General features: G+C 70.2%; 14 protein-coding genes. 9 read left to right on the top strand and 5 right to left on the bottom strand.

From position 1 onward, the window contains the following. Positions 1–373 precede the first annotated feature (373 nt). Positions 374–1,261 carry a hypothetical protein gene (locus FHU13_RS21375; RefSeq protein ID WP_183437862.1) on the top strand — a complete coding sequence of 296 codons (888 nt, stop codon included), beginning with the start codon at positions 374–376 and terminating at the stop codon, positions 1,259–1,261. 165 nt (positions 1,262–1,426) lie between these two features. On the opposite strand, the gene FHU13_RS21370 is transcribed toward FHU13_RS21375, so the two are convergent. Next, positions 1,427–3,130 (bottom strand): DEAD/DEAH box helicase, encoded by a 1,704-nt coding sequence (locus FHU13_RS21370; RefSeq protein ID WP_183437861.1) that lies wholly within the window; start codon positions 3,128–3,130, stop codon positions 1,427–1,429. Positions 3,131–3,623: 493 nt separating this feature from the next. On the opposite strand from FHU13_RS21370, the gene FHU13_RS21365 reads away from it, so the two are divergent. Further along, complete coding sequence (locus FHU13_RS21365; protein WP_183437860.1) at positions 3,624–4,589, top strand: FkbM family methyltransferase; 966 nt, start codon at positions 3,624–3,626, stop codon at positions 4,587–4,589. A gap of 38 nt (positions 4,590–4,627) precedes the next feature. Here the strand turns inward: FHU13_RS21365 and FHU13_RS21360 are convergent, their stop codons facing one another. Beyond that, positions 4,628–5,680: an HD-GYP domain-containing protein gene (locus FHU13_RS21360; RefSeq protein ID WP_183437940.1), complete on the bottom strand. Its 1,053-nt coding sequence runs from the start codon at positions 5,678–5,680 to the stop codon at positions 4,628–4,630. Between the two features lie 182 nt (positions 5,681–5,862). On the opposite strand from FHU13_RS21360, the gene FHU13_RS21355 reads away from it, so the two are divergent. The 6 genes from FHU13_RS21355 to FHU13_RS21330 all read left to right on the top strand — a co-directional run bounded on the left by FHU13_RS21355 (position 5,863) and on the right by FHU13_RS21330 (position 12,012). After that, on the top strand, positions 5,863–6,279 hold the full coding sequence (locus FHU13_RS21355; protein ID WP_183437859.1) for an HIT domain-containing protein: 417 nt from the start codon (positions 5,863–5,865) through the stop codon (positions 6,277–6,279). 10 nt (positions 6,280–6,289) lie between these two features. Beyond that, entirely contained in the window at positions 6,290–7,243 is a 954-nt protein-coding gene (nudC, locus tag FHU13_RS21350; RefSeq protein WP_183437858.1) for an NAD(+) diphosphatase, read from the top strand. A gap of 167 nt (positions 7,244–7,410) precedes the next feature. After that, a complete protein-coding gene (gene trpA / locus FHU13_RS21345) occupies positions 7,411–8,253 on the top strand; it encodes a tryptophan synthase subunit alpha (protein ID WP_183437857.1) in 843 nt (280 codons plus the stop codon). Positions 8,254–8,401: 148 nt separating this feature from the next. Beyond that, complete coding sequence (gene accD / locus FHU13_RS21340; RefSeq protein WP_183437856.1) at positions 8,402–9,322, top strand: acetyl-CoA carboxylase, carboxyltransferase subunit beta; 921 nt, start codon at positions 8,402–8,404, stop codon at positions 9,320–9,322. Between the two features lie 32 nt (positions 9,323–9,354). Continuing rightward, complete coding sequence (locus tag FHU13_RS21335) at positions 9,355–10,680, top strand: bifunctional folylpolyglutamate synthase/dihydrofolate synthase (protein ID WP_183437855.1); 1,326 nt, start codon at positions 9,355–9,357, stop codon at positions 10,678–10,680. A 429-nt stretch (positions 10,681–11,109) separates the two neighbouring features. After that, the gene (locus FHU13_RS21330; protein WP_183437854.1) at positions 11,110–12,012 is read left to right on the top strand and encodes an outer membrane protein; all 903 of its coding nucleotides are present in this window, start codon (positions 11,110–11,112) and stop codon (positions 12,010–12,012) included. A gap of 166 nt (positions 12,013–12,178) precedes the next feature. On the opposite strand, the gene trxA is transcribed toward FHU13_RS21330, so the two are convergent. Next, entirely contained in the window at positions 12,179–12,499 is a 321-nt protein-coding gene (gene trxA, locus FHU13_RS21325) for a thioredoxin (protein WP_183437853.1), read from the bottom strand. A gap of 316 nt (positions 12,500–12,815) precedes the next feature. On the opposite strand from trxA, the gene FHU13_RS21320 reads away from it, so the two are divergent. Then, positions 12,816–14,114 carry a PQQ-dependent sugar dehydrogenase gene (locus FHU13_RS21320; protein WP_183437852.1) on the top strand — a complete coding sequence of 433 codons (1,299 nt, stop codon included), beginning with the start codon at positions 12,816–12,818 and terminating at the stop codon, positions 14,112–14,114. A 110-nt stretch (positions 14,115–14,224) separates the two neighbouring features. On the opposite strand, the gene addA is transcribed toward FHU13_RS21320, so the two are convergent. Both addA and addB read right to left on the bottom strand, forming a co-directional pair. Beyond that, positions 14,225–17,659 (bottom strand): double-strand break repair helicase AddA, encoded by a 3,435-nt coding sequence (addA, locus tag FHU13_RS21315; RefSeq protein ID WP_183437851.1) that lies wholly within the window; start codon positions 17,657–17,659, stop codon positions 14,225–14,227. Then, the gene (addB, locus tag FHU13_RS21310) at positions 17,656–20,796 is read right to left on the bottom strand and encodes a double-strand break repair protein AddB (protein WP_183437850.1); all 3,141 of its coding nucleotides are present in this window, start codon (positions 20,794–20,796) and stop codon (positions 17,656–17,658) included. Before addB ends, addA begins: the two co-directional genes overlap by 4 nt. Positions 20,797–20,885: the final 89 nt, after the last annotated feature.

Here is a 20,885-nt window from a genome sequence, read left to right as displayed (position 1 = left end):
CAGATCTCTACTCTTTCGGCACGAGCGGCACCGTGGCCGATCCCCGGCGGAAAGTCCATGCCGGGGCAGCGCCGCCGGCTCACACAGCCCACTGATGTTTCTCTTATGATCGCCGATCGCGAAAACAGCGCGAGGGCCCGTCCCAATTACACGCTCCGTTAAACCGCATCCGTTAAGGACGTTTGCGAGAACAGATCGGGGCGAGACTTGTCCGCGGCGCACGCCTTCCGGTCAGGTTTAGCCGCCTCGCAAATTCCGCCAGATTCGTGTGGATGGACGGCGCCTGAATTCTGTTCAGGGCGTACGGACATCTTGCCGCCGCATTGCCGAGGCCGTGTTGTTGCAGGGGTACAACGTGCAAGAGGCCGACCGCATGTCGGTTGCGATTCATCCGTCCGAAACCCGCCCGTCCGAGGTGAGGGCTCACGCTCGGTTCCGCCTGCCCGTCATTGCGGGCATTGCAGGCGGGAGTGCGGCCCTTCTCGTCTTCGCCGTCGGGGCGTTCTCGTTCTTCTCCGATCTCGCCGATCCTCGGAGCCGGCCGACGCGGATCGCACCCGTCGCCTCGCAATGGCCCGACCTGAAGGACGGTGTTCCTGCGCTGGCGCCGGCCACGGTCGGATCTCCGCTGGAATCGCGCCAAGCGAGCCTCCCGACCGCCGAACCTGCACCGCCTCCGTCCGCTGCATCGGTGCAGGCCGAGACGCCCGCCCAAGTCGTGGCGCCGGCTCCTGTCGCGGCGCAGACCCAAGGTGCAGCACGCGACCAAGTCGCAGCGCCCCTCCAGGCTGCGCCGCCCCCGCCGGCGCCCAGTCGGGCGAGCCTGCCGATCGAACCCGCCGCCACGGTCCCAGCCGCAGCCCGTACCGCGACGGCCCTGACGCCCGCCAAGGTCACGGTCCCGCTGCCTCCAAGCCGGAGCGAGACGGTCCGGGCCAAGGCGGAGCAGCCGGCCAAGTTCGTCTCGCTGCCCGCACCGAAGGCGAAGCCCGAGGCGGTCAAGGAAGCGGTCAAGAGTGAGGCCAAAGCCGAAGCAAGGTCCGAACCTGCCCGCAAGGCCGCGCCAGCCGCCCGCAGCCGGACTGCGGATGCGAAGCCGACGCAGACCGCGACCGCACAGGCAGCCACTGCCCACCCGGCGCAGGATGCGGCGGACGAGCCCGAACTGCTCGGTGTCAGGATTCCGGGCGGCCGCCAGATCCGCGAAGGCTGGGATGCGGCCGTGAACGGCCTTCTCGGCGGCAAGTCCGGCGGCGAGTAGCCGCCTTCCGTGGAGCGATCCGGCTCGAGCGAGCCGGGTGTGGGACCGCAGCGCGCCACCTCGTTCGGGAAAGTCGGTGGCCACCTCGGAACATTGCGATCGGTCGTCCGCCTCACTCCATCGCGGGAGAGCGTCCGCTCGTCGCCCGAGCGACGGCGGCGCGGCTCAGCCGCTCCGCCCGACCTTGGTCGCCTCGCGGCGGTGACGCTGGGCGCGGGGACTCTTCTGCGCCTTGGCGGGAGCAGGTCCATCCCCCTGCATCCGCTCGACGCGGACATCCGCCGGCCCGCGCCGGGCGAAGGCCGCGGCGAAATCCTCCGCGGCGCTGGCGCGCACCTCGAAGGTCGTCTCGTTGTCGAAGATCCGGATCGCACCGATATCGCCGCGGCTGATCTGTCCGCGACGGGTCAGCATCGGCAGCAGGCGGCGCGGCTCGGCCCGGTCGCGGCGGCCGAGATTGAGCCGGAACCAGGCGGCCGGCTCGTCCTCGCCGACACGCGAAGCGCCGACCGGGACGCCGCGGGAATCCGGGCGCCGGCTGGTCTCGTAGGCGGGATCGCTCACCTCTTCCGGCACGGGAATGCGCGAGCGGTAGAGCCGGGCGAAGGCTGCGGCGAGACGCTCGGGCGGGCAGCGCTCCATCAGCGCCTCGGCCCAATCCCGCTCCCACTCGCGCTCCTCCTCCGTCTCGGGCTCGGCGAGCAGCGGATCGGACATCATCCGTTCGCGGTCGAGGGTGCGGATCTCGTCCGCATTCGGCGGGCCGCTCCAATCGGGGCTCAGCTTGGCGATGGCGAACATCTGCTCGGCCCGGCGCCGCCGGGCGGGCGGTACCAGGACGACGCTGGTCCCCTTCCGGCCGGCGCGGCCGGTTCGGCCGGAGCGGTGCTGCATCACCTCGGCATCGTGCGGCAGGTCGGCATGGATGACGAGGTCGAGGCCCGGCAGGTCGATGCCGCGGGCGGCGACGTCGGTGGCGACGCAGACGCGTGCGCGGCCGTCGCGCAGGGCCTGGAGCGCGGCGTTGCGCTCGCCCTGGCCGAGTTCGCCTGAGAGCGCCACGGCCGAGAAGCCGCGCTCGGTCAGCGAAGCCTGGAGATGGCGCACGCCGTCGCGGGTGTTGCAGAACACGATCGCCACGGGCGCATCGACGTAGCGCAGCACGTTGACGACGGCGTGCTCGATCTCGCGCGGCATCACACGCACGGCGCGGTAGACGATGTCGGCATGGCCGCGGGTCTCGCCGGCGACCGCGAGGCGCACGGAGTCGCGCTGGTAGCTCTCGGCGAGCGCGACGATAGCCTTCGGCAGGGTGGCCGAGAACAGCAGAGTACGGCGGTCTTCCGGGGTCGCCGCCAGGATGAATTCGAGATCCTCGCGGAAGCCCATGTCGAGCATCTCGTCGGCCTCGTCGAGGATGACGGCGCGAAGCCCCTCGGTGACGAGCCGGCCGCGCTCCATGTGGTCGCGCAGGCGCCCCGGAGTGCCGACGACGATGTGGACGCCCGCCTCCAGCGCACGGGCCTCGCGGCGCGGATCCATGCCGCCGACGCAGGGAACGACGCGGGCCCCGGTCTGCGCGTAGAGCCAGGTCAGCTCCCGCTGCACTTGGAGCGCCAACTCGCGGGTCGGCGCGATGACGAGGGCCAGCGGCGCGGCCGGCGGCGGCAGAGTCTCGTCGGGTCCGAGCAGCGTGCCGGCGATGGCGAGACCGAAGGCGACGGTCTTGCCCGAGCCGGTCTGGGCCGAAACGAGCAGGTCGCGGTCCGGCGCGGCATCGAGCACCGCCTGCTGGACGGGGGTCGGCTCGGCATAGTTGCGCTCGGTGAGCGCCCGCGCGAGGGGAGTGGGCAGTGTCGGAAATGGCAAGGGAGATGCGCCTTAAAGGTCGGCGAATTCGGACCGGCGGTGATCGGCCGGATCGGAATCGGACGCCGCTTCTAACCCTATTCGGGCGCGCCGACCACTACGCCGGCCGCGCGGGGGCGTTGCGCGGGGGCGGGACCTCACAGCGCTACGCCCTCCTCGATCTGCGGACACTCGCCCATCGGTCGCCGGAGGTACATGTTCAGAAGTGACTCAACCGGTTGACGTCCCGCCTTTCCGGGCCCTCGACACTCTTGACCGATTTCATGAGAGGATATGCCCCGGCTCGCCGAGCTGATCATCAGTTCGACAATAGGTCATCGCACGAATAGGACGATCGACTCCGCTGTTGATCAAGGAGGACTTTTTGCCCGAGCCGATTCTCCGATCCGACGATGTCGAAGCATTCCGGCTTCATGTCTGCCAGCGACTCGTCGAGGCATCGGGCCGGAACGAGGAGGACAACATCGACCACGCCTACCCGCCGTTCGAGGTCGTGGCCGGAAAGGAAGCCTTCGACGTCCAGCGCGCCCGCTTCCTCGCCTTCCTGACCGGCAACTGGGAGCGCACGGCTCGTAGCTACGGCCGGTTCGAGGACGACGCTTCGCGACGCCTCTTCGTCGATCTGATCCTTTTCCGGTTCTTGGGTTGCCATCACGTGCGGCTAGCCAGCCATACGCAGGACTACCGGAACGCCCGTCAGCGTTCCAACATCTTCCCCGCCACGCCATCGACTTTCACCGCCGTATCCGGTGCCGCCGTGCTCCATCATTTCTCGATAGAGCATGCCGGGCACACTCTCACCGTGGATTGCCTGCGTGCCAATATCTTCTTCACCTTCTTCCTGCGGCAATACATCTTCGAGCGCGACGGTGTGAGGGTGCAGCCCGAGGCGGCTGACCACGTGGTCGATGCCGGCGCCTGCTTCGGCGATACAGCGATCGATTTCGCTACCGTCGTCGGCGAGGCCGGCCACGTCTATTCCTTCGATCCCCTCGAAACGCATGTGAAGATCGTCAACCACAATGTCCGGCAAAACAACCTCTCGAACGTGACGGTGTTTGAAAGCGGCTTAAGCGATCACACCTTCGAGGCTCCGCCCGTGCCGGACCGCGTCGATCCCGGCTTCGCGGACAGCGAGATCATGGCGGTCCGGCGGCTCGACGATCTCGTGGCAGCGGGCGCCGTCCCGCGAGTGAACTTCATTAAGATGGACATCGAAGGGTCTGAACTGCCGGCTCTACGGGGAGCAGAGACGACGCTCCGCACCTTCCAACCCAAGCTTGCGATCTCACTCTATCATCGTTGGGACGATTACTTCGAAATCCCTGACTTTATTGCCAACTTGGATCTGGGCTATCGCTTCTTTCTCGAAAATTATACGGCCGGCGAGGGAGAGACGGTCCTCTACTGCATTGCACCCCGTCGAGACGCTGCACCGACCGGCGTAGAGCCGCTCTGACAATCCGCCATCGTTTGCAAAGCTGACGGGGCGAGCCCCTACGCCGCCCGCTCCTCCACCAGGGCGACGATGTCCTCCCAGCGCGAGAGGAAGGCAGCGACGCAGGCCGGATCGAAATGCCGACCGGCCTCCGCCTCCAGGTGCGCGCGCGCCCGTTCCAGCGACCAGGCCGGCTTGTAGCTGCGCGCGGAGATCAGCGCGTCGAACACGTCGGCAACCGCGACGATCCGGCCGGAGCACGGGATTTCTTCGCCCTTGAGCCCCCGGGGATAGCCGGTGCCGTCCCAGCGCTCGTGGTGGGTCAACGCGATCTCGGCGGCGATCTGAAGCAGGCGCGAGGAGCTGTCATGCAGCATATGGTAGCCGCGCAGCGCGTGCTGGCGCATCTCCTCCCACTCCTCGGGGGTGAGAGGGCCGGCCTTCATCAGGATGTGGTCGGGAACCCCGATCTTGCCGATGTCGTGCATGGTCGAGGCGAGCGCCACGTCATCGGCCTCCGCGGAGGACAGGCCGAGCCCCTCGGCCACGGCGATGACGCAGCCGGCCACGCGGGTGAGATGGTCGCCGGCCCGGTCGTCGCGGAACTCGGCGGCCAGCATCAGGCGGCGGATGATCTCGCGCTCCTGGGCCGTGGCGTCGGCCGCCGCCCGCGCCGCGTCGCGCCGCATCGCCTGTGCCCGATCATCGTTCTCCCGGCGCGCCAGGGCGAGTTCGATCAGCACACCCACCCGGTCCTGCAATTCCACAGCGTCGACGGGCTTGGACAGCATGTCGGTGGCGCCGGCCTCCCGACCGATCCGGCGCAGGGTCCCCGCGTCGCCGCCGGCCACCAGCAGGACCGGCGTGCGGGCGAGGCTGTCCTGCTCCCGCAGGGCGCGGATCAGGGCCGGGGCGTCGAAGCGCTCCGGCTCGGCTTCGACCACGATGACGGCAGGCGCCTCGGCGACGAGATCCTCGACGACGCGCCCCGAGAGGGCGACGATGCAGGCGCTGAAGGATTGGCCACGCAGGGCAAGAACGAGCGGGGCCGGAGTTCGCGCCGCCACGATGGCGACGACCGCGTTTCCGCTTCCTTCCGCGCCGCCCGTCATCGCGTCATCCACGGCGATCCCGACGCGGCCCACCGCGCGCCGAATCTCGATCGCTGCCCCTTGCGTGCCTGAACATGGTTAACCGATCTTGAATTCATACGACCGATCTTCGAGCGGTCGTATCCGCCCTGCAAGCCGCAAGCCGGCCACCACTTTTCGGACCGGTGCTCTAGATCCCCGGCATGACCGACGCCTTCTCCCTCGATCCGCGGCTCGCCGCCGACACCCACCCCGTGGGCGATCTCGCCCTCTGCTCCGTCCTGCTGATGGACGATGCGCGCTTTCCCTGGCTGATCCTCGTACCGCGGCGGCCGGCCCTGAGCGAACTCACCGACCTCACATCGGAGGATGCGGCGATCGCCTTCGAGGAAATCCGCCTGACGGTGGGGGTCGTGCAGGCGCTCGCCCGACCGGACAAGGTGAACGTCGCGGCTCTCGGCAACGTGGTGCCGCAGCTTCACATCCACGTCGTGGCCCGCTTCCGCTCCGACCCCGCCTGGCCCGGACCGGTCTGGGGCGTCGGCGAGAAAAAGCCCTATCCGCCGCACGCCCGTGCCGCCCTGCTCGAACGGGCCGCCGCCCTGTTCGTGGCCGCGTGAGGCGCCTGCCATGACCGGCTCGCCCGACATCACCGGCCGGGATGCGCTCGCCTACGCCGCGAGCCGCCTCGTGCGCCACTCCGCCGAGTCCGGCCCGGCGCCCTCCCTCGCTGGGGCCGGACCTGATGCTCGCCTCGTGCTGATGGCGGGCGAGGTGGTGATCCTGCGCACTGCCCCGGCGGAGGCCGGGACGGCCCTGCTCGGACCGGACGAAGCGAAGCGGGCGGGCGAGCCCGCCGTCGAGATCTTCCTCGGCCGGGCCGAGGGGCGGCCGGTCTTTGCCGGCACGGTTTCGGAGGAGGCCGCCTCCCTGTTCCCGGCGCCCGACTACCGGGCCCTCGACCTGCGGGCGCTCGCCGCCGAGGGCGCCGTCGCCCGAGAGGAGCAGGGGCTGATCGCCACCGCCAAGTCGCTGCTGGCGTGGCACGCGCGTCACGGCTTCTGTGCCAATTGCGGCAGCCCGACCGCCATCACCGCCGGGGGCTTTCGACGGGAATGCGCGAGTTGCGGGCTGCACCACTTCCCGCGCACCGATCCGGTGGCGATCATGCTGGTACGGCGGGGCGACGCCTGCCTGCTCGGGCGCGGCCCGCATTTCAAGCCGGGGATGTATTCCTGCCTCGCCGGTTTCATCGAGCCTGGCGAGACGGTCGAGGACGCGGTGCGCCGCGAGACCTGTGAGGAGACCGGCGTCGCGGTCGGCGCGGTTGCCTATCACGCCTCTCAGCCCTGGCCCTTTCCGGCCTCGCTGATGATCGGCTGCGTGGCGGAGGGGCTCACGGACGCGGTCCGGATCGATCCGGACGAGCTGGAGGATGCGCGCTGGTTCACGCGCTCCGAGGTGATGCGGATGATCGCGGGCAACCACCCGGAGGGCCTGACCGTGCCGCCGGCCACCGCCATCGCCCACCTGCTGCTGCGCGACTGGGTGGACGGTGTCGTTGCGTCAGCGCCGTGTCCGTGAAGCGTAAGCCTGACGCGCTCCCGCTTCACGGACGCGAGCGGATGGTGTAGGCGCCCCCACTTGGCCGGGGAATGGGCCGGGGAAGCCGAGCCCTGCGCGGCGGCCCGGTCCCGGGGACACCATCCCCCGGGCCTTAAAGGCCGGACGTGCCGCCGGGAGCGAGAACCATGACCGCCCGCATCGATGCCGCTTTCGCCCGCTGCCGCGCGGAAGGACGTGCCGCCCTCGTCACCTACGTCATGGCGGGCGATCCCGATCCGGAAACCTCGCTCAAGGTGCTCGAAGCCCTGCCGAAGTCCGGGGCCGACATCGTCGAGTTCGGCCTACCCTTCACCGATCCCATGGCCGACGGGCCGGCGATCCAGGCGGCGGGTCTGCGGGCTCTGAAGGCGGGTCAGGATCTGCGCGGCACCCTCGCCCTGGTCCGTCGCTTCCGCGAGGGCGACGATCGGACGCCCGTGGTGCTGATGGGCTACTACAATCCGATCTATACCTACGGCGTGCCCGACTTCCTGGACGATGCGCTGGCCGCCGGCATCGACGGTCTGATCGTCGTCGACCTGCCGCCGGAGGAGGACGAGGAGCTCTGCCTGCCGGCCCTGGAGAAGGGCCTCGCCTTCATCCGGCTCGCGACCCCGACGACCGACGATAAGCGCCTGCCCGCCGTGCTCGCGAACACGGCGGGCTTCGTCTACTACGTGTCGATCACCGGCGTGACCGGCACCGCGACCCCCGATTTCGGTAAGGTGTCGCAGGCCGTCGGACGGATCACGGCGCATACCGACCTGCCCGTCGTGGTCGGCTTCGGGGTGAAGACCGGCGCGCACGCCGCCGAGATCGCCCGCGGCGCCGACGGCGTCGTGGTCGGTTCGGCCCTGGTCGATGCGCTGGCCCGCAGCCTCGAACCGGGGGACCGCGCGGGCAGCGGCACGGTGGAGGCGGTCGCCGCCCTGGTGCGCGAACTGGCAGAGGGTGTGCGCAGCACCACGAAGGCGCCGACTGAGGTCTGAGCGCTCCTCACTCCGCCATCCTCGTTGCAGGACGACCTTTCGAAGAGTCCCTTCGAAGAGTCCCTTGGCATCGAGGGGGCGGCGATCCGATATCAGCGTGGCAAGAGAACGCGGCAAGAGTACGCGGTCAGACAGGGAGTCCGACGCCATGGTCGAGCCGATGAACTGGATCTCGGAGGTCGTGCGGCCCCGGATCAAGACGCTGTTCAAGCGCGAGACGCCGGAGAACCTCTGGATCAAGTGCCCCGACACCGGCCAGATGGTCTTCCATAAGGAAGTCGAGCAGAACCACTGGGTCATTCCCGGCTCCGAGCACCATCTCAAGATGAGCGCGACGGCGCGCCTGAAGATGATGTTCGACGAGGGCACCTGGATCGACGTGCCGCTGCCCGACGTTCCGGCCGACCCGCTGAAGTTCCGCGACGAGAAGCGCTACGCCGACCGCCTCAAGGAGGCGCGGGCCAAGACCGGCATGGCGGACGCCTTCAAGATCGGCTTCGGCCGCGTCGGCGGTCTTCCGATGACTGTCGCGGCGCAGGAATTCAGCTTCATGGCCGGTTCGCTCGGCATGGCCGGCGGCGAGGCCTTCGTCCGCGGCGCCGAGACGGCCCTGGAAAAGCGCACTCCCTACGTGCTGTTCGCGGCCTCCGGCGGCGCGCGGATGCAGGAGGGCATCCTCTCCCTGATGCAGATGCCGCGCACCACGGTCGCGGTGCGCCGGCTGCGGGCTGCGCGGCTGCCCTACATCGTAGTGCTGACGAATCCGACCACGGGGGGCGTGACCGCTTCCTATGCCATGCTCGGCGACGTGCATCTGGCCGAGCCCGGTGCGCTGATCTGCTTTGCCGGCCCCCGCGTCATCGAGCAGACGATACGCGAGAAGCTGCCCGACGGCTTCCAGCGGGCCGAGTATCTGCGCGAGCACGGCATGGTCGATCAGGTCGTGCACCGGCATCAGCTCAAAGAGACGATCAGCCGGCTCTGCGGCCTGCTGATGGACGTGCGGCAGGCCCCTGCCGGAACGCCGCCAGTGCCGGCCGCGCCTGAGCCGCTGCCGGACGCGGCCTGAGATCAATCCGCGACAGAAGGTCTTCGCGCGAGATGGAATCCTCAGACGCGCTGATGGCGCGCTTCCTCGCCCTGCATCCGCGCACGATCGACCTGTCGCTCGGGCGCATCGAGCGTCTGCTCGCAGCCCTCAACCATCCCGAGAGGCGCCTGCCGCCGGTGATCCACGTCGCCGGCACCAACGGCAAGGGCTCGACCATCGCCTTCATGAGGGCGATCCTGGAGGCGGGGGGGCTGGCCGCCCACGTCTACACCTCGCCCCACCTCGTGCGCTTCCACGAGCGCATCCGCTTAGGGGGCATCGGCGGCGGCCACTACGTCGCCGAGGACCGGCTCGCCGACGCCTTCGCCCGCTGCGAGGCGGCCAATAAGGGTGATCCGATCACCGTGTTCGAGATCACCACGGCGGCGGCCCTGCTGCTGTTCTCGGAAAGCCCCGCCGACGTGCTGCTCCTCGAAGTCGGTCTCGGCGGACGGGTCGATGCCACCAACGTCATCGACCGTCCGGCCTGCGCCGTGGTCACGCCGATCGGGCGGGACCACGCCGAGTATCTCGGCGACACCGTCGAGGCAGTGGCGATGGAGAAGGCCGGCATCTTCAAGCGCGGCTGCCCGGCGGTGATCGCCGCCCAGGACTACGCTGGGGCCGATGCCGTGCTCTGCGGCCAGGCCGAGCGAATCGGCGCGGTGCCGGTACGCGTCGGCAACCAGGATTTTTCCGTCCACGAGGAGAACGGGCGGCTCGTCTACCAGGACGAAACCGACCTGTTCGACCTGCCCCGTCCTCGGCTCGCCGGGCGCCACCAGCTCACCAATGCCGGTACCGCCATCACGGCCCTTCGCGCGGCGGGCTTCGGCGACATCGGCACGGCGGCGCTCGAGGCGGGCCTGCGCAACGTCGACTGGCCGGGCCGGCTCCAGCGCCTCGTACGCGGCGCGCTGGCCGATCGGATGCCCAGGGACGCCGAGCTGTGGCTCGACGGCGGCCACAATGCCGATGGCGGTCGCATCCTCGCCGCCGCAATGGCCGATCTCGGCGAGCGCAGCGACGCGCCGCTGGTCCTGATCGTCGGGCTGCTCGGCACCAAGGACGCGGAAGGCTTCCTGAAGAACTTCGCCGGCCTCGCCCGCTCGCTCGTCGCGGTGCCGATCACCGGGCAGATGGCGGCGCGGCCCGCAGAGGAAGTGGCGGCAATTGCCCGTTCGGTCGGCCTTCCGGCGGAGGTTGCCCCGAGTGTCGAGGCGGCGCTGGCAGGTCTGTCGGACACGATCTTCGAGCGTCCGCCGCGCGTCCTGATCTGCGGCTCGCTCTACCTGGCAGGCGCCGTGCTCGAGGCCAACGGCACAATACCGGTCTGACAGGCTATTGGCTCGCCAAGAGCGGGCACTCGGCAGACGAACGCATCCCGCCGCGGAACCAGAGACAGGACATCCGCGCCGCAAGGCGGCCGCGCGCGGATGGCGAAAGCCGGGATCGACTTGCCCGGATCTCATGACGGTGTGCCCGCATCGGGTCACCGCCCGGCGAAGGCTCGTCCTGAAGCTGGATCATCCGGCCGGAACCCGTTCGACGCGGTCGCTCGACAAGTCACCCGGGCCCTCAGCTCTGTTCACGGCCCATCAAAGTCGTCCGCCTCGGCCCGAAATCTGGTTTCGGCATCGCCGCAAACGGATTGCAACCGCTCGTCAGCCTGATTGTCGCGCGGCGGGTGTGTCCTGCTCGCTACATCTCGGGCCAAGGAAATGGTCTAGCTTTTGGGCGATCGGGTTTCTGCTGGGGATCAAAAAATGAAAAAGCTTCTGACCTCTCTTGCCGCCTTCACGGCGCTGACCGCTGCGGCCTCCGCCGCCGACCTGCCGCGCCGCGCTGCTCCGCCGCCGGTCTTCACGCCCATCCCGGTGTTCACCTGGACCGGCTTCTACGCCGGTCTCAACGCCGGTTACGGTTTCGGCGTCGAGGACTCCATCGGCTCGACCCTCGTCGGCACCAACGACCCGCGCGTCGTCGGTGGCGCGGGCGGCAATGTCGGCCTGTTCGCCTTCGGCAACGGCAGCCGGAACGACGGCTTCGTCGGCGGTGGCCAGATCGGCTACAACTATCAGTTCACCCCGGGCTCCGGCGTCGTCGTCGGTATCGAGGCGGACGCCCAGTACGCCGACCTCGGTGGCCGCTTCGGCCGTAACGGCGTCTGCGGTTCGCGCGGCATCGCCTGCGCCGGCGCCGCTCCGCTGCCGGGCGTGACCCTGTTCAACCCGACGGGTCTCCAGGGCCTCGACTTCTTCGGCACCGTTCGCGGCCGCATCGGTTACGCCTTCGACCGCGTCCTGTTCTACGGCACCGGCGGCTTCGCCTACGGCAGCTTCGGTGGCGGCCAGGCCGTCGACGCCGACGACTTCAAGACCGGCTACACCGCTGGTGGCGGCGTCGAGTACGCGCTCCCGACCGACTCGTTCCTGAACTTCTTCCGCTCCTCGGCGGTGACGCTCAAGGTCGAAGGTCTGTACGTGAACTTCGATGGCAACAACAGCCGCTACGGCTACGCCAACGCCGGCGGCACCATCATCAGCGCGACCCCGATCGTGAACGGCGTCGCCACCTCGACCTCGACCATCTTCAACAACACCGTCCGCCGCGACAACGACTTCGCCGTCGTCCGCGCCGGCCTGAACTACAAGTTCGGCAGCTACTAAGCCGAACCTTAGATAAAGGGTCTCGAAACCAGGAAGCCCGGCCGCAAGGCCGGGCTTCTTGCATTTGGAAACCTGAAGCAGGCGGCGCTCGCCATTCAGCCACGAAAAAGCCCGGCCTCTCGGCCGGGCTGTCTCGGGTTGGGCCCCGTTGGGCTACGGCAGCGCGTCAGGCGCTTGCCTGGATCCAGCGGGACAGGTCGCCCTTGGGAGCAGCGCCAACCTTCTGGCTGGCGAGCTTGCCGTCCTTGAAGATCATCAGCGTCGGGATCGAGCGGATGCCGTAGGTCGAGGCGATGCCGGGGTTCTCATCGACGTTGACCTTGACGATCTTCACCTTGCCCTGGAGATCGACGGAGATCTCCTCCAACGCCGGGCCGATCTGCCGGCAGGGGCCGCACCACTCCGCCCAGAAATCCACCACGACGGGCTCGGCGGACTGCAGAACGTCCTGCTCGAAGCTCGCATCGGTCACTTTCACGGTCGCCATCGTACGTCCTTTCGACACGCGGTCCCATGCGGGTGCATTGGAGGCCCCGGCATGGAGGGCACCGGGGAGCGGGTTCGGCGCCTCACGGTGAGGCGAGAATTGGCGACGCCATCCGCCCCGGTCAAGGCGTCCCGCTCCGGCCGCGGGGCTGAGGCGCCGAACCCACATAGGTATGGGTCGCTCGTCCCCGCAATCCTCTCTCAGCCGCCGACAAATCCCCTTGCCTCGGACGCCTGCGGCGGCGCGACCCTCGCCGTATGCAGCCAGCGCCCCATTTGGCGAGCAGGATCGGCGACCCGCACAAGGATCAATCGACGTGACGCGCACTCTTTCCCTTCTGCTCGCCACCGTCGCGGCCCTCGGCCTCGATGCCTCTGCCTTCGCGCAGCAACCCTCCAGCCAGGGCACCAGCGAGGACACGCGCGCGCCGCGCATCCAGGGCGAATCGTTCCAGGCACCGGCCGCGCCGAGCGCCGGGACGTCCATCGCCGAGAAGGATCCGCCGAACACCGAGTACAAGCCGCTCCTGCCCAACCAGACCCGGGCGCCCGAGCCCGCGCAGAAGACCGAGGTCGAGACCGCGGTCGTGGCAAAGGGATTGGAAAGCCCCTGGGCGATGGAGTTCCTGCCCGACGGGCGCATGATCGTGACCGAGAAGGCCGGCAAGATCCGCCTGATCGCCAAGGACGGCACGGTGGGTCAGCCGGTGGCGGCGGTGCCGAAGGTCGATCCGAACGGGCAGGGCGGTCTGCTCGACATCGCGCTGAGCCCGGGCTTCGCCGCGGATCGCACGATCTACTTCAGCTACAGCGAGCCGCGGGACAAGGGCAACGGCACGACGGTGGCCAAGGCCAAGCTGGTCGAGAGCGACGGCAAGGCGCGGCTCGACGACGTCAAGGTCATCTTCCGCCAGATGCCGACCTATGACGGCGACAAGCATTTCGGCTCGCGCCTCGTCTTCGCGCCGGACGGCAAGCTGTTCGTCACCGTGGGCGAACGTTCCGACAAGCAGACTCGGGGGCAGGCACAGGATCTGACGAGCGGGCTCGGCAAGGTCTTCCGCATCGACACCGACGGCAACGCCCCGAAGGACAACCCCTTCACCGGCGGCGAGAAGGCCAAGCCCGAGATCTGGTCCTACGGCCACCGCAACGTCCAGGCCGCCGCCCTGGACGGTCAGGGCCGGCTCTGGACCGTGGAGCACGGTCCCCGCGGCGGCGACGAGCTGAACCGTCCGCGCCCCGGCCTGAACTACGGCTGGCCGGTGGTCACCTACGGCATCGAGTATTCCGGCGAGAAGATCGGCGATGGCCAGACCCAGGCCGGCGGCACGGTGCAGCCGGTCTATTACTGGGACCCGGTGATCGGCCCCTCGGGCATGGCGCTCTACGACAAGGACGCGTTCCCGGCCTGGAAGAACCAGTTCCTCATCGGCGGACTCGTCAGCACCGGGATCGTCGCGCTCAAGCTCGACGGCGACAAGGTGGTGACCGAGGAGCGCATTCCGCTGGAGCATCGCGTCCGCGACGTGCGGGTCGGCCCCGACGGCGCCGTCTACGCGGTGACCGAGGATGACGGGCAGATCGTCAAGCTGACGCCGAAGAAGAGCAGTTGAGGCGGGTCGTCCGTCCTTGCGAGGCGAAGCCGGAGCAATCCAGCTCGCGACCTGTCCGGGAAGGTCGCGCCGCTGGATCGCTTCGCATCCGCTCGCGATGACGGGACGGGTCAGCCCGCTCCTTCCACCCGTCGCACCACAGGTCCCGAGGTCCAGACCAGAAGGGCGGTGATCGCGTGGTCGGGCCAGATCGCGGCGGCCAGCCGCGCGTAGAGCGCGACCTGCGCCGCTTCGCGCTCCGGCAAGGCCGCATTGTCGGCAGGCGGGCGGCCGGTCTTGAAGTCGCAGAGGATCACCCGGCCGTCTTCCACGACGAGGCGGTCGATCCGGCCGGTGACGTCGCGCTCGACACCGTCGACGATGATCCGCCCCGACAAAGCCACCTCGGCCCGCGCCTGCGCCGAGAACAGAGGCGCGAGGTCCGGCGCCTCGATCAGCCGCAGCACGGAGCGGACGAGATCCTTGCGCTTGCTCTCCTCCAGGGCGGGCGCGCGGGCACGGGCGAAGCGTTCGGCTGCTTCCGCCCGGCGGGCCGGCTCGATCCGCGGCAGATGTTCGAGCAGCGAGTGGACCAGGGCGCCGCGGCGGCGCGCTTCGGCGTCGCCGAGGCGGCGCTGGGGCTGGCGCTGGCCGTCCGCCGCGCCGAGCGCGCCCGAAGGACTTAACGGCGGCGCGGCCTCGGCCTCCGGTGCGGCTTTCGAGAACAGCCAGTCCGGCACCACCTCGGGCTCAGTTGAGGCCGAGGCTTCCGCCGCAGCGGCGAGCGAGGCGGCCGAGCCGTCGCGCCAGATCGTGATCGGCCCGTGCTCTGTCTCGACCGCCTCGCCGGCGCCGAGACCTCGCTCCAGGCCGATGCGGACCATCTCGCACCACGAGGCGGGCGTCTCCCGCGTCGCTCCACGATAGGGCGCGATGACGAGATGATCGGCGGCCCGCGTCATGGCGACGTAGAGCAGGCGATTATGCTCCTCCCGCGCCCGCGCCTGAAGCGCCGAGCGGGCGGAGAGCGTGGCCGCGCAATCCTGCGTGCGCCCGCCGGTCCAGACCGGCGGCAGCGGACCATCGGCGGCGGGGTCGAGGCCGAGCAGCGGCGGGTCGTTGCGGCCGAGCGGCTCGCAGCCGTCGATGACGACGACGACCGGCGCCTCCAGGCCCTTGGCGCCGTGCACCGTCATCACGCGCACCTCGTCGCGGCCGGCTTCCAAGTCGCGCTTGACCGAGAGGCCGCTCTTGCCGCGGCCGGGCCGCACCACGTAATCGGCCAGAAACGTGTCGAGGCAGGGGGCGTCGCCCCCGTTTTCGGCCTCGGCGGCCTGGGCGAGAAACACGTCGATGGCGTCGCCGGCCTCGCCGCCGAGCCGCGCCACCAGCCGGCTGCGTCCCCCATGAGGGCCGAGCAAGGCCGCGTAGAAGCCGAAGGGACCGTTCTCCGCCGCGAGGTGGATCCAGAGCCGCAGGGCCACGAGGCCGCGGATCGCCGCGCCGTCGCCGGCTTCCGCGTGGCGTGTGAGCGCATCCTCCAGCGTCTCGGCAAAGGGGCGGCGGGCGCAGATGCGGGTGAGGTCGTCGTCGGTGAGCCCGACGAGCGGGGTCTTGAGGGCGGTGGCGAGCGTCAGGTCGTCGGCGGGCAGCAGCCCGGCACGGCCGACCGCGACGAGGTCGAGCACGGCGATGTGGCCGGCGACCTCCAGCCGGTCCTGGCCCGCCACCGGCACGCCGAGACCCTTCAGCGCCCGGATCACCTCCTCGAAGGCGGCCGAACGCTTGCGCACGAGGATCAGCACGTCGCCGGGCCGCCAGACCCGGCCGCAGGCATCGCCCTTCGTCGTCCAGGTCCTGACCGCGCGGGCGATGCGGCGGGCGACGACGATGGCCGGCGCGTTGGGCTCCGGCGCATCGACGGGCGCGGCCCAGGCATCGGGTTCTTCCGCGTCCGCCGGCTCCTCGATGCCCCAGAGTTCGACCGCGCCGGGCACCCCGGCGCGGGCAGAGGCGTGAACCGTTCCCGGCGCGCCCGCATCGAAGGAGAGGCCGGCGAAGTGCTCCGGCACGCTGAACACGGCATCGACCGCGGCGAGCACGTGGCTCGCGGTGCGGAACGAGAGCCGCAGGCTGACATCGGCGAAGTCGTGCCCGGCCCCCTCCGCCGCCCGGCCCCAGGCGCGACGGGTCAGTTCGAATTCGCGCGGGTCGGCGCCCTGGAAGCTGTAGATCGACTGCTTCGGATCACCCACGGCGAAGCGGGTGCGGGTGAGACCGCGCGCGCCTTCGCCCGCCGCGAACTCGGCGGTGAGCGTGCGCAGGATCTCCCATTGCTGCGGGTTGGTGTCCTGCGCCTCGTCGACGAGGACGTGATCGACACCGCGGTCGAGCTTGTACAGGACCCAGGAGGCGCCGACCCGCGAGAGCAGGTCGAGCGTCTTGTGGATCAGGTCGTCGAAATCGAGGGCGCCGAGCCGGGTCTTCTGCGCCTCGACCCGGCGGTGGATCTCGGCGGCGAGGCGAAACAATCCCTGCGTCCGGGCGAGCGCGCGGGCGGCGCGGAGGTCGTCGAAGAGCGGGATCAGCCGGGCCTGCTCATCGAGCAGCGCCTGCTTGACGTCCTCCGGCACCGCCTTGGTGCCGAAGGATTTCGCCGCCCGAGGCTCGTCCTTGTCGGTGAAGAAGACCGAGCGGTAGGGCGCCAGCGCCTTGCCCGCGCCGAGGGCAGCGTGCGCCTCCACGAGCCCATCGGCGAGTTTCTCGTCCGTCGCCTTGCCGGTGCGCAGCCTGGCCGCGATCGCGCGCCAGTCGCCGAGGCTGCTGCCTTGCAGGATTTCCGCCTCGATGGTCTCGACACTGGCTCCGTCCCGCAGCGCGAGCGCGCGAGGCAGGCGGGCGAGCGCCGGCTCCAGGGCACGGTGGTCCGAGAACAGGGCGCGGGTCCGCATGGCCGAGCGGATCGCGTCGCGAAGTGTGTCGCCGGAGGCTTCCGCGCCGACGACGGCCAGCGCGTCGGAGAGCGCTTGATTGCCGCCGAGGATCGCATCGGCGAGCACGTTGTCGGTCTCGATCTCGAACGCCTCGCGCGACTGGTTGTCGTCGAGCACGACGAAGCGGGCCGGCACGTTGGCCTCGAACGGGAACATGTGCAGCAGCCGCTCGCAGAGCGCGTGCAGGGTCTCGATCTTGAGACCACCCGGCGTCTCGACGGCGCGGGCGAACAGGCGGCGGGCCAGCCGCAGTGTGTCGCGGGCGGGCCGCTCGCCGGTGAGCTCGGTAAGCTCGAGGCTCAGTGCCGCATCGTCCAGCGTCACCCAGCGGCCGAGGCGCTGGAACACACGGATCGACATGTTGGCAGCCGCCGCCTTGGTGAAGGTGAGGCAGAGGATGCGGCCGGGCGGCGCCCCGTCGAGGAGCAGGCGCAGCACACGGTCGGTAAGCACCTTGGTCTTGCCCGCACCGGCATTGGCCGAGACCCAGGCCGAGAGGCGCGGGTCGGCGGCCCGGCGCTGGGCCGCCTTGGTGAGATCGTCGACGGTGAATCCGGTTAGAGGGGCGTTCACGCGGCCTCTCCTTCGCCCGCCAGCGACCATTCCAGCACGCGGGCGAGGTGATCGTACTCGTTATAGGCACGCACATATTGCGGGTAGGGGCGCGACAGGTAGGCGGCCTCGCCGGTCATGTAGCGGGCAATCAGCCCGCGCAGGCGCTCAAGATGCTCGGTGACGATGGCCTCCACCGCCCGGCCGTCGCCCGGCGGCGCCTTGACCGGGATCGGCCGGAACGGCTCGCGTCCGCCCGAGGCGTGGACGTAGAGCAGATCCGGGGGTGAGGTTGCCTTGAGCCCCTCGAAGGCGCCGTGCATCAGCATCGCCGCCTCCAGGGTCAGTTGCGGCGAGAAGCCGGCGAAGACGGTGCGGTTGCTCGGTGGGGTGCCGGTCTTGAAATCGACGATGCAATAGCCGCCATCCGCGCGGGCCTCGATGCGGTCTGCCCGCGCCGAGAGGGTGAAGGTCTTTTCGCCGAGCGGGATGACGAGTTTGCCCGAACGCTCGGCGTGGATCGCGTGCAAGCCCTGGCGCTGGCTCGCCTCCCATTCGAGGAAGGCGACCGCCATGCGCTCGTAGCGGGGAAACCACTCGGCGTAGAGTTCCGGATACTGGTCCTGGAGCGGGCCGAAGGCCTCGAACGCGATGGTGTAGAGCAGAGTCTCCGCATCGGCCGGCAGCGGGCCGGGATGGGCCTGCGAAAAGTCGCCGAGGATCTTGTGGATCAGGCTGCCGCGCTCGGCCGCCCCCGGCACCACGGCCATCGGCTCCAGCGCCTCCAATCCCAGAATATGCCGGGCGAAGATCGAGTAGGGGTCGCGCACCAGCGTCTCGATCTCGGTGACGCTGAGGCGCGGCGGGAACAGTTCCGGGTCGGGCTTCGGCGCCGGGCGCTTGAGGCGCGGCGGCGGCGCCTCCTGACCGCGGTCGAGGATGGCCGCAAGCCGGCGCAGGCGCTGACCACGGGCGATCACGTCGGCCCAGACGGCGTCGCCGCCGAAGGCACGCAGGCGCTGGAGGAAGCGCGACGGCACGGTCGGCGAGCCCTCGCGCTTGGCCGCGCGGGTCACCACGGCGTCGTGGGTGCCCAACCCCTGCACGAAGTCGTGGGCGGCCTGCCCGATCCGGCGCTCCGGCGGGCTCAGGCCCACCTCCCCACGCATCGGCCGGTTGAGGAAGGCATCGGTGGTCTGGCGCACCGGCCAGACCGCCTCGTCGAGCCCGCCGAGCACGATGCGGTCCACGGAGAGCAGGCGAGCCTCGAGCGGGCCGAGGATCCGCAGGCGCGGATGCGCGTCCCGCTGCGCGCAGGCCACCGTGCGGTCGCGTGCCAGCGCGGTGAAGAAGGCGGCGTAGTCGGAGAAGCGTCCCGGCAGATCCTCCTGCGCGGCCGTTTCGAGATCGTCGAACAGGCCGTCGAGCGTGTCGAGGGAGGGATCGTCGATCTCGTCCTCCGCATCCTCGGCCCCGCCCATCATCCGCTCGCAGGCCGCGCGATGCCCGGCGGCGAGCGCCACGAGGTTGCCGGTGGCGGGTTGGAGGTCGGTGCGGAAATCATCGAGCGCGATTTCCAATCGGTTGAGAATGCCTTCCGCGAGATCCCAATCGATCGCCTTCAGGCGCTTCTTCGCCCGCGGCACGCGCTCGGTGGCGTTGCGCTGCAGGGCGACCGCGGCGCGCATGCCGTCGAAGCTGTTCTTCGGAATCGGGGCCGGGCCGCGCAGGCCGCCGATCTCCAGGGCGGCGGCCGCGCGCACCACCTCGCCGCGGGTCAACCCCAGCCGGACGAAGGGATGGGCCAGCAGCGCGATGACGCGGGCCGGCGCCACCTCGGCAGCGAGCTCGGCCACGAGGCGAGCGAAGCGCCCCGCCTGCGAGCGGGCAAGGCTCAGGCCCGCCGAATCCTCCGCCGCGATGCCCCAGCGGGCGAGTTCGGCGGAGACGCGGAGCGCCAGCCCCCGGTCGGGCGTGACCAGCGCGGCGGTGGCGCCGGGCGTCTCCAGGGTCTCACGCAAAGCGAGCGCTGCCACCAGCGCCTCCTCCCGCTCGTCCGCCGCCTCGACCACGGCGAGGCCGGCCATCCCCTCCCGCGCCAGGGCCAGCCGCTCGGCTGGGTCGAGCCGGGCCCAGGCATCGGTCGTCTCGGCCGGGCGCAGCGCCTGCGACAGCAGCTTTTCCCGCGCCAGCGCCTCGGCCGAAAGATCGCCGAGAGTCTCGACCTCCGCTCGGCCGACGGCGAGGCCCCTCGGCCCCGTCAGCGCCCGCAGGATCGCCTGCGGATGGCCGTGGGCGACCTCCTCCCGCGTCCCGCCCGCGCCGTCGATCGCCTCCCAGCCCTCGGCGTCGAGATGCAGGTCGAGCCCCGGCAGCACCACGGCGCCGCGGGGGAGGCGGGCCACCGCCGCAATCAGTCGGGCGGTCGCCGGCACCGAGCCGGTAGAGCCGGCGACGATCACCGGATCATCCGGCCGGTCGCGGTCGAGCCGGTCGGCCTCGGCGAGCACGAGGCGGCGGGCGCGGGCGGCGGGATCGGCCAGCGAGCGGGCGGCGAGGATGTCGGGCCAGTGCTCGGCGGCGATCCTCAGAAAGTCGAGGGTGAGGCGGAAATAGCGGGAATGCTCGGCCTCCACCGCGGCGGCGATCTCGCTCCAGGGCAGACCCTCGACGGTGAGCGCGTCCATCAGCCCTTCGAGATCGGCGGCGAGCGCCACCGCGTCGGCGGGGGAGGAGGGCACGAGGAAGGGCACCTCGTCGTCGATCGGCAGAAGTTCGCGGTCCACCGTCTCCGCCCATTTCTGGACGAGCCGGGCCAGGATCAGCCGGCGCTCCAGGGCCGGGATCGAGGGGTAGAGCAGGTCTTCCGGTGTCTCCAGAAGCGTGTTGGAGGAGAGGTCGAGTTCCGCCTCGTCGGCCTCGCCCAGCGGGATCATCCGCGGCAGCAGGGCCGCCCCGCCGAGCCTCTGGGCGAGAACGGTCGAGAGCGCCCGCACCGCCCGCTGCGTCGGCAGGTAGAGCGTGACCGAGGCCAGCGCGAAGGGATCGTGGCCGACCTCCCCGATGAGGCGACCCGAGACGAGCGCATCCGCCAGCGTCGGCAGGAACGGAGCGCCGGAGGGAATCGTGAAGACGCGGGGGGCGACGCTCGCGGACATGCTCGACGGTGTGAGACCTGACGCTGTGAGGATCGTGACCGACCAATAGCCGAGACCCTTGGTCGATCACCTGAGGACAAGATGGTGAA

Source organism: Methylobacterium sp. R2-1 (assembly GCF_014191355.1).
In the GTDB taxonomy this organism is placed as follows: Bacteria; Pseudomonadota; Alphaproteobacteria; order Rhizobiales; family Beijerinckiaceae; genus Methylobacterium.
This window is presented reverse-complemented; position numbering and strand designations above follow the sequence as displayed.

Excerpts from the sequence above, each read along its gene's own strand:
- addB (WP_183437850.1), bottom strand. The coding sequence starts at position 20,796 with ATGTCCGCGAGCGTCGCCCCCCGCGTCTTCACGATTCCCTCCGGCGCT.
- FHU13_RS21330 (WP_183437854.1), top strand. The coding sequence starts at position 11,110 with ATGAAAAAGCTTCTGACCTCTCTTGCCGCCTTCACGGCGCTGACCGCT.
- accD (WP_183437856.1), top strand. The coding sequence starts at position 8,402 with ATGGTCGAGCCGATGAACTGGATCTCGGAGGTCGTGCGGCCCCGGATC.
- FHU13_RS21375 (WP_183437862.1), top strand. The coding sequence starts at position 374 with ATGTCGGTTGCGATTCATCCGTCCGAAACCCGCCCGTCCGAGGTGAGG.
- FHU13_RS21360 (WP_183437940.1), bottom strand. The coding sequence starts at position 5,680 with ATGACGGGCGGCGCGGAAGGAAGCGGAAACGCGGTCGTCGCCATCGTG.
- FHU13_RS21335 (WP_183437855.1), top strand. The coding sequence starts at position 9,355 with ATGGAATCCTCAGACGCGCTGATGGCGCGCTTCCTCGCCCTGCATCCG.
- trpA (WP_183437857.1), top strand. The coding sequence starts at position 7,411 with ATGACCGCCCGCATCGATGCCGCTTTCGCCCGCTGCCGCGCGGAAGGA.
- trxA (WP_183437853.1), bottom strand. The coding sequence starts at position 12,499 with ATGGCGACCGTGAAAGTGACCGATGCGAGCTTCGAGCAGGACGTTCTG.
- nudC (WP_183437858.1), top strand. The coding sequence starts at position 6,290 with ATGACCGGCTCGCCCGACATCACCGGCCGGGATGCGCTCGCCTACGCC.
- FHU13_RS21355 (WP_183437859.1), top strand. The coding sequence starts at position 5,863 with ATGACCGACGCCTTCTCCCTCGATCCGCGGCTCGCCGCCGACACCCAC.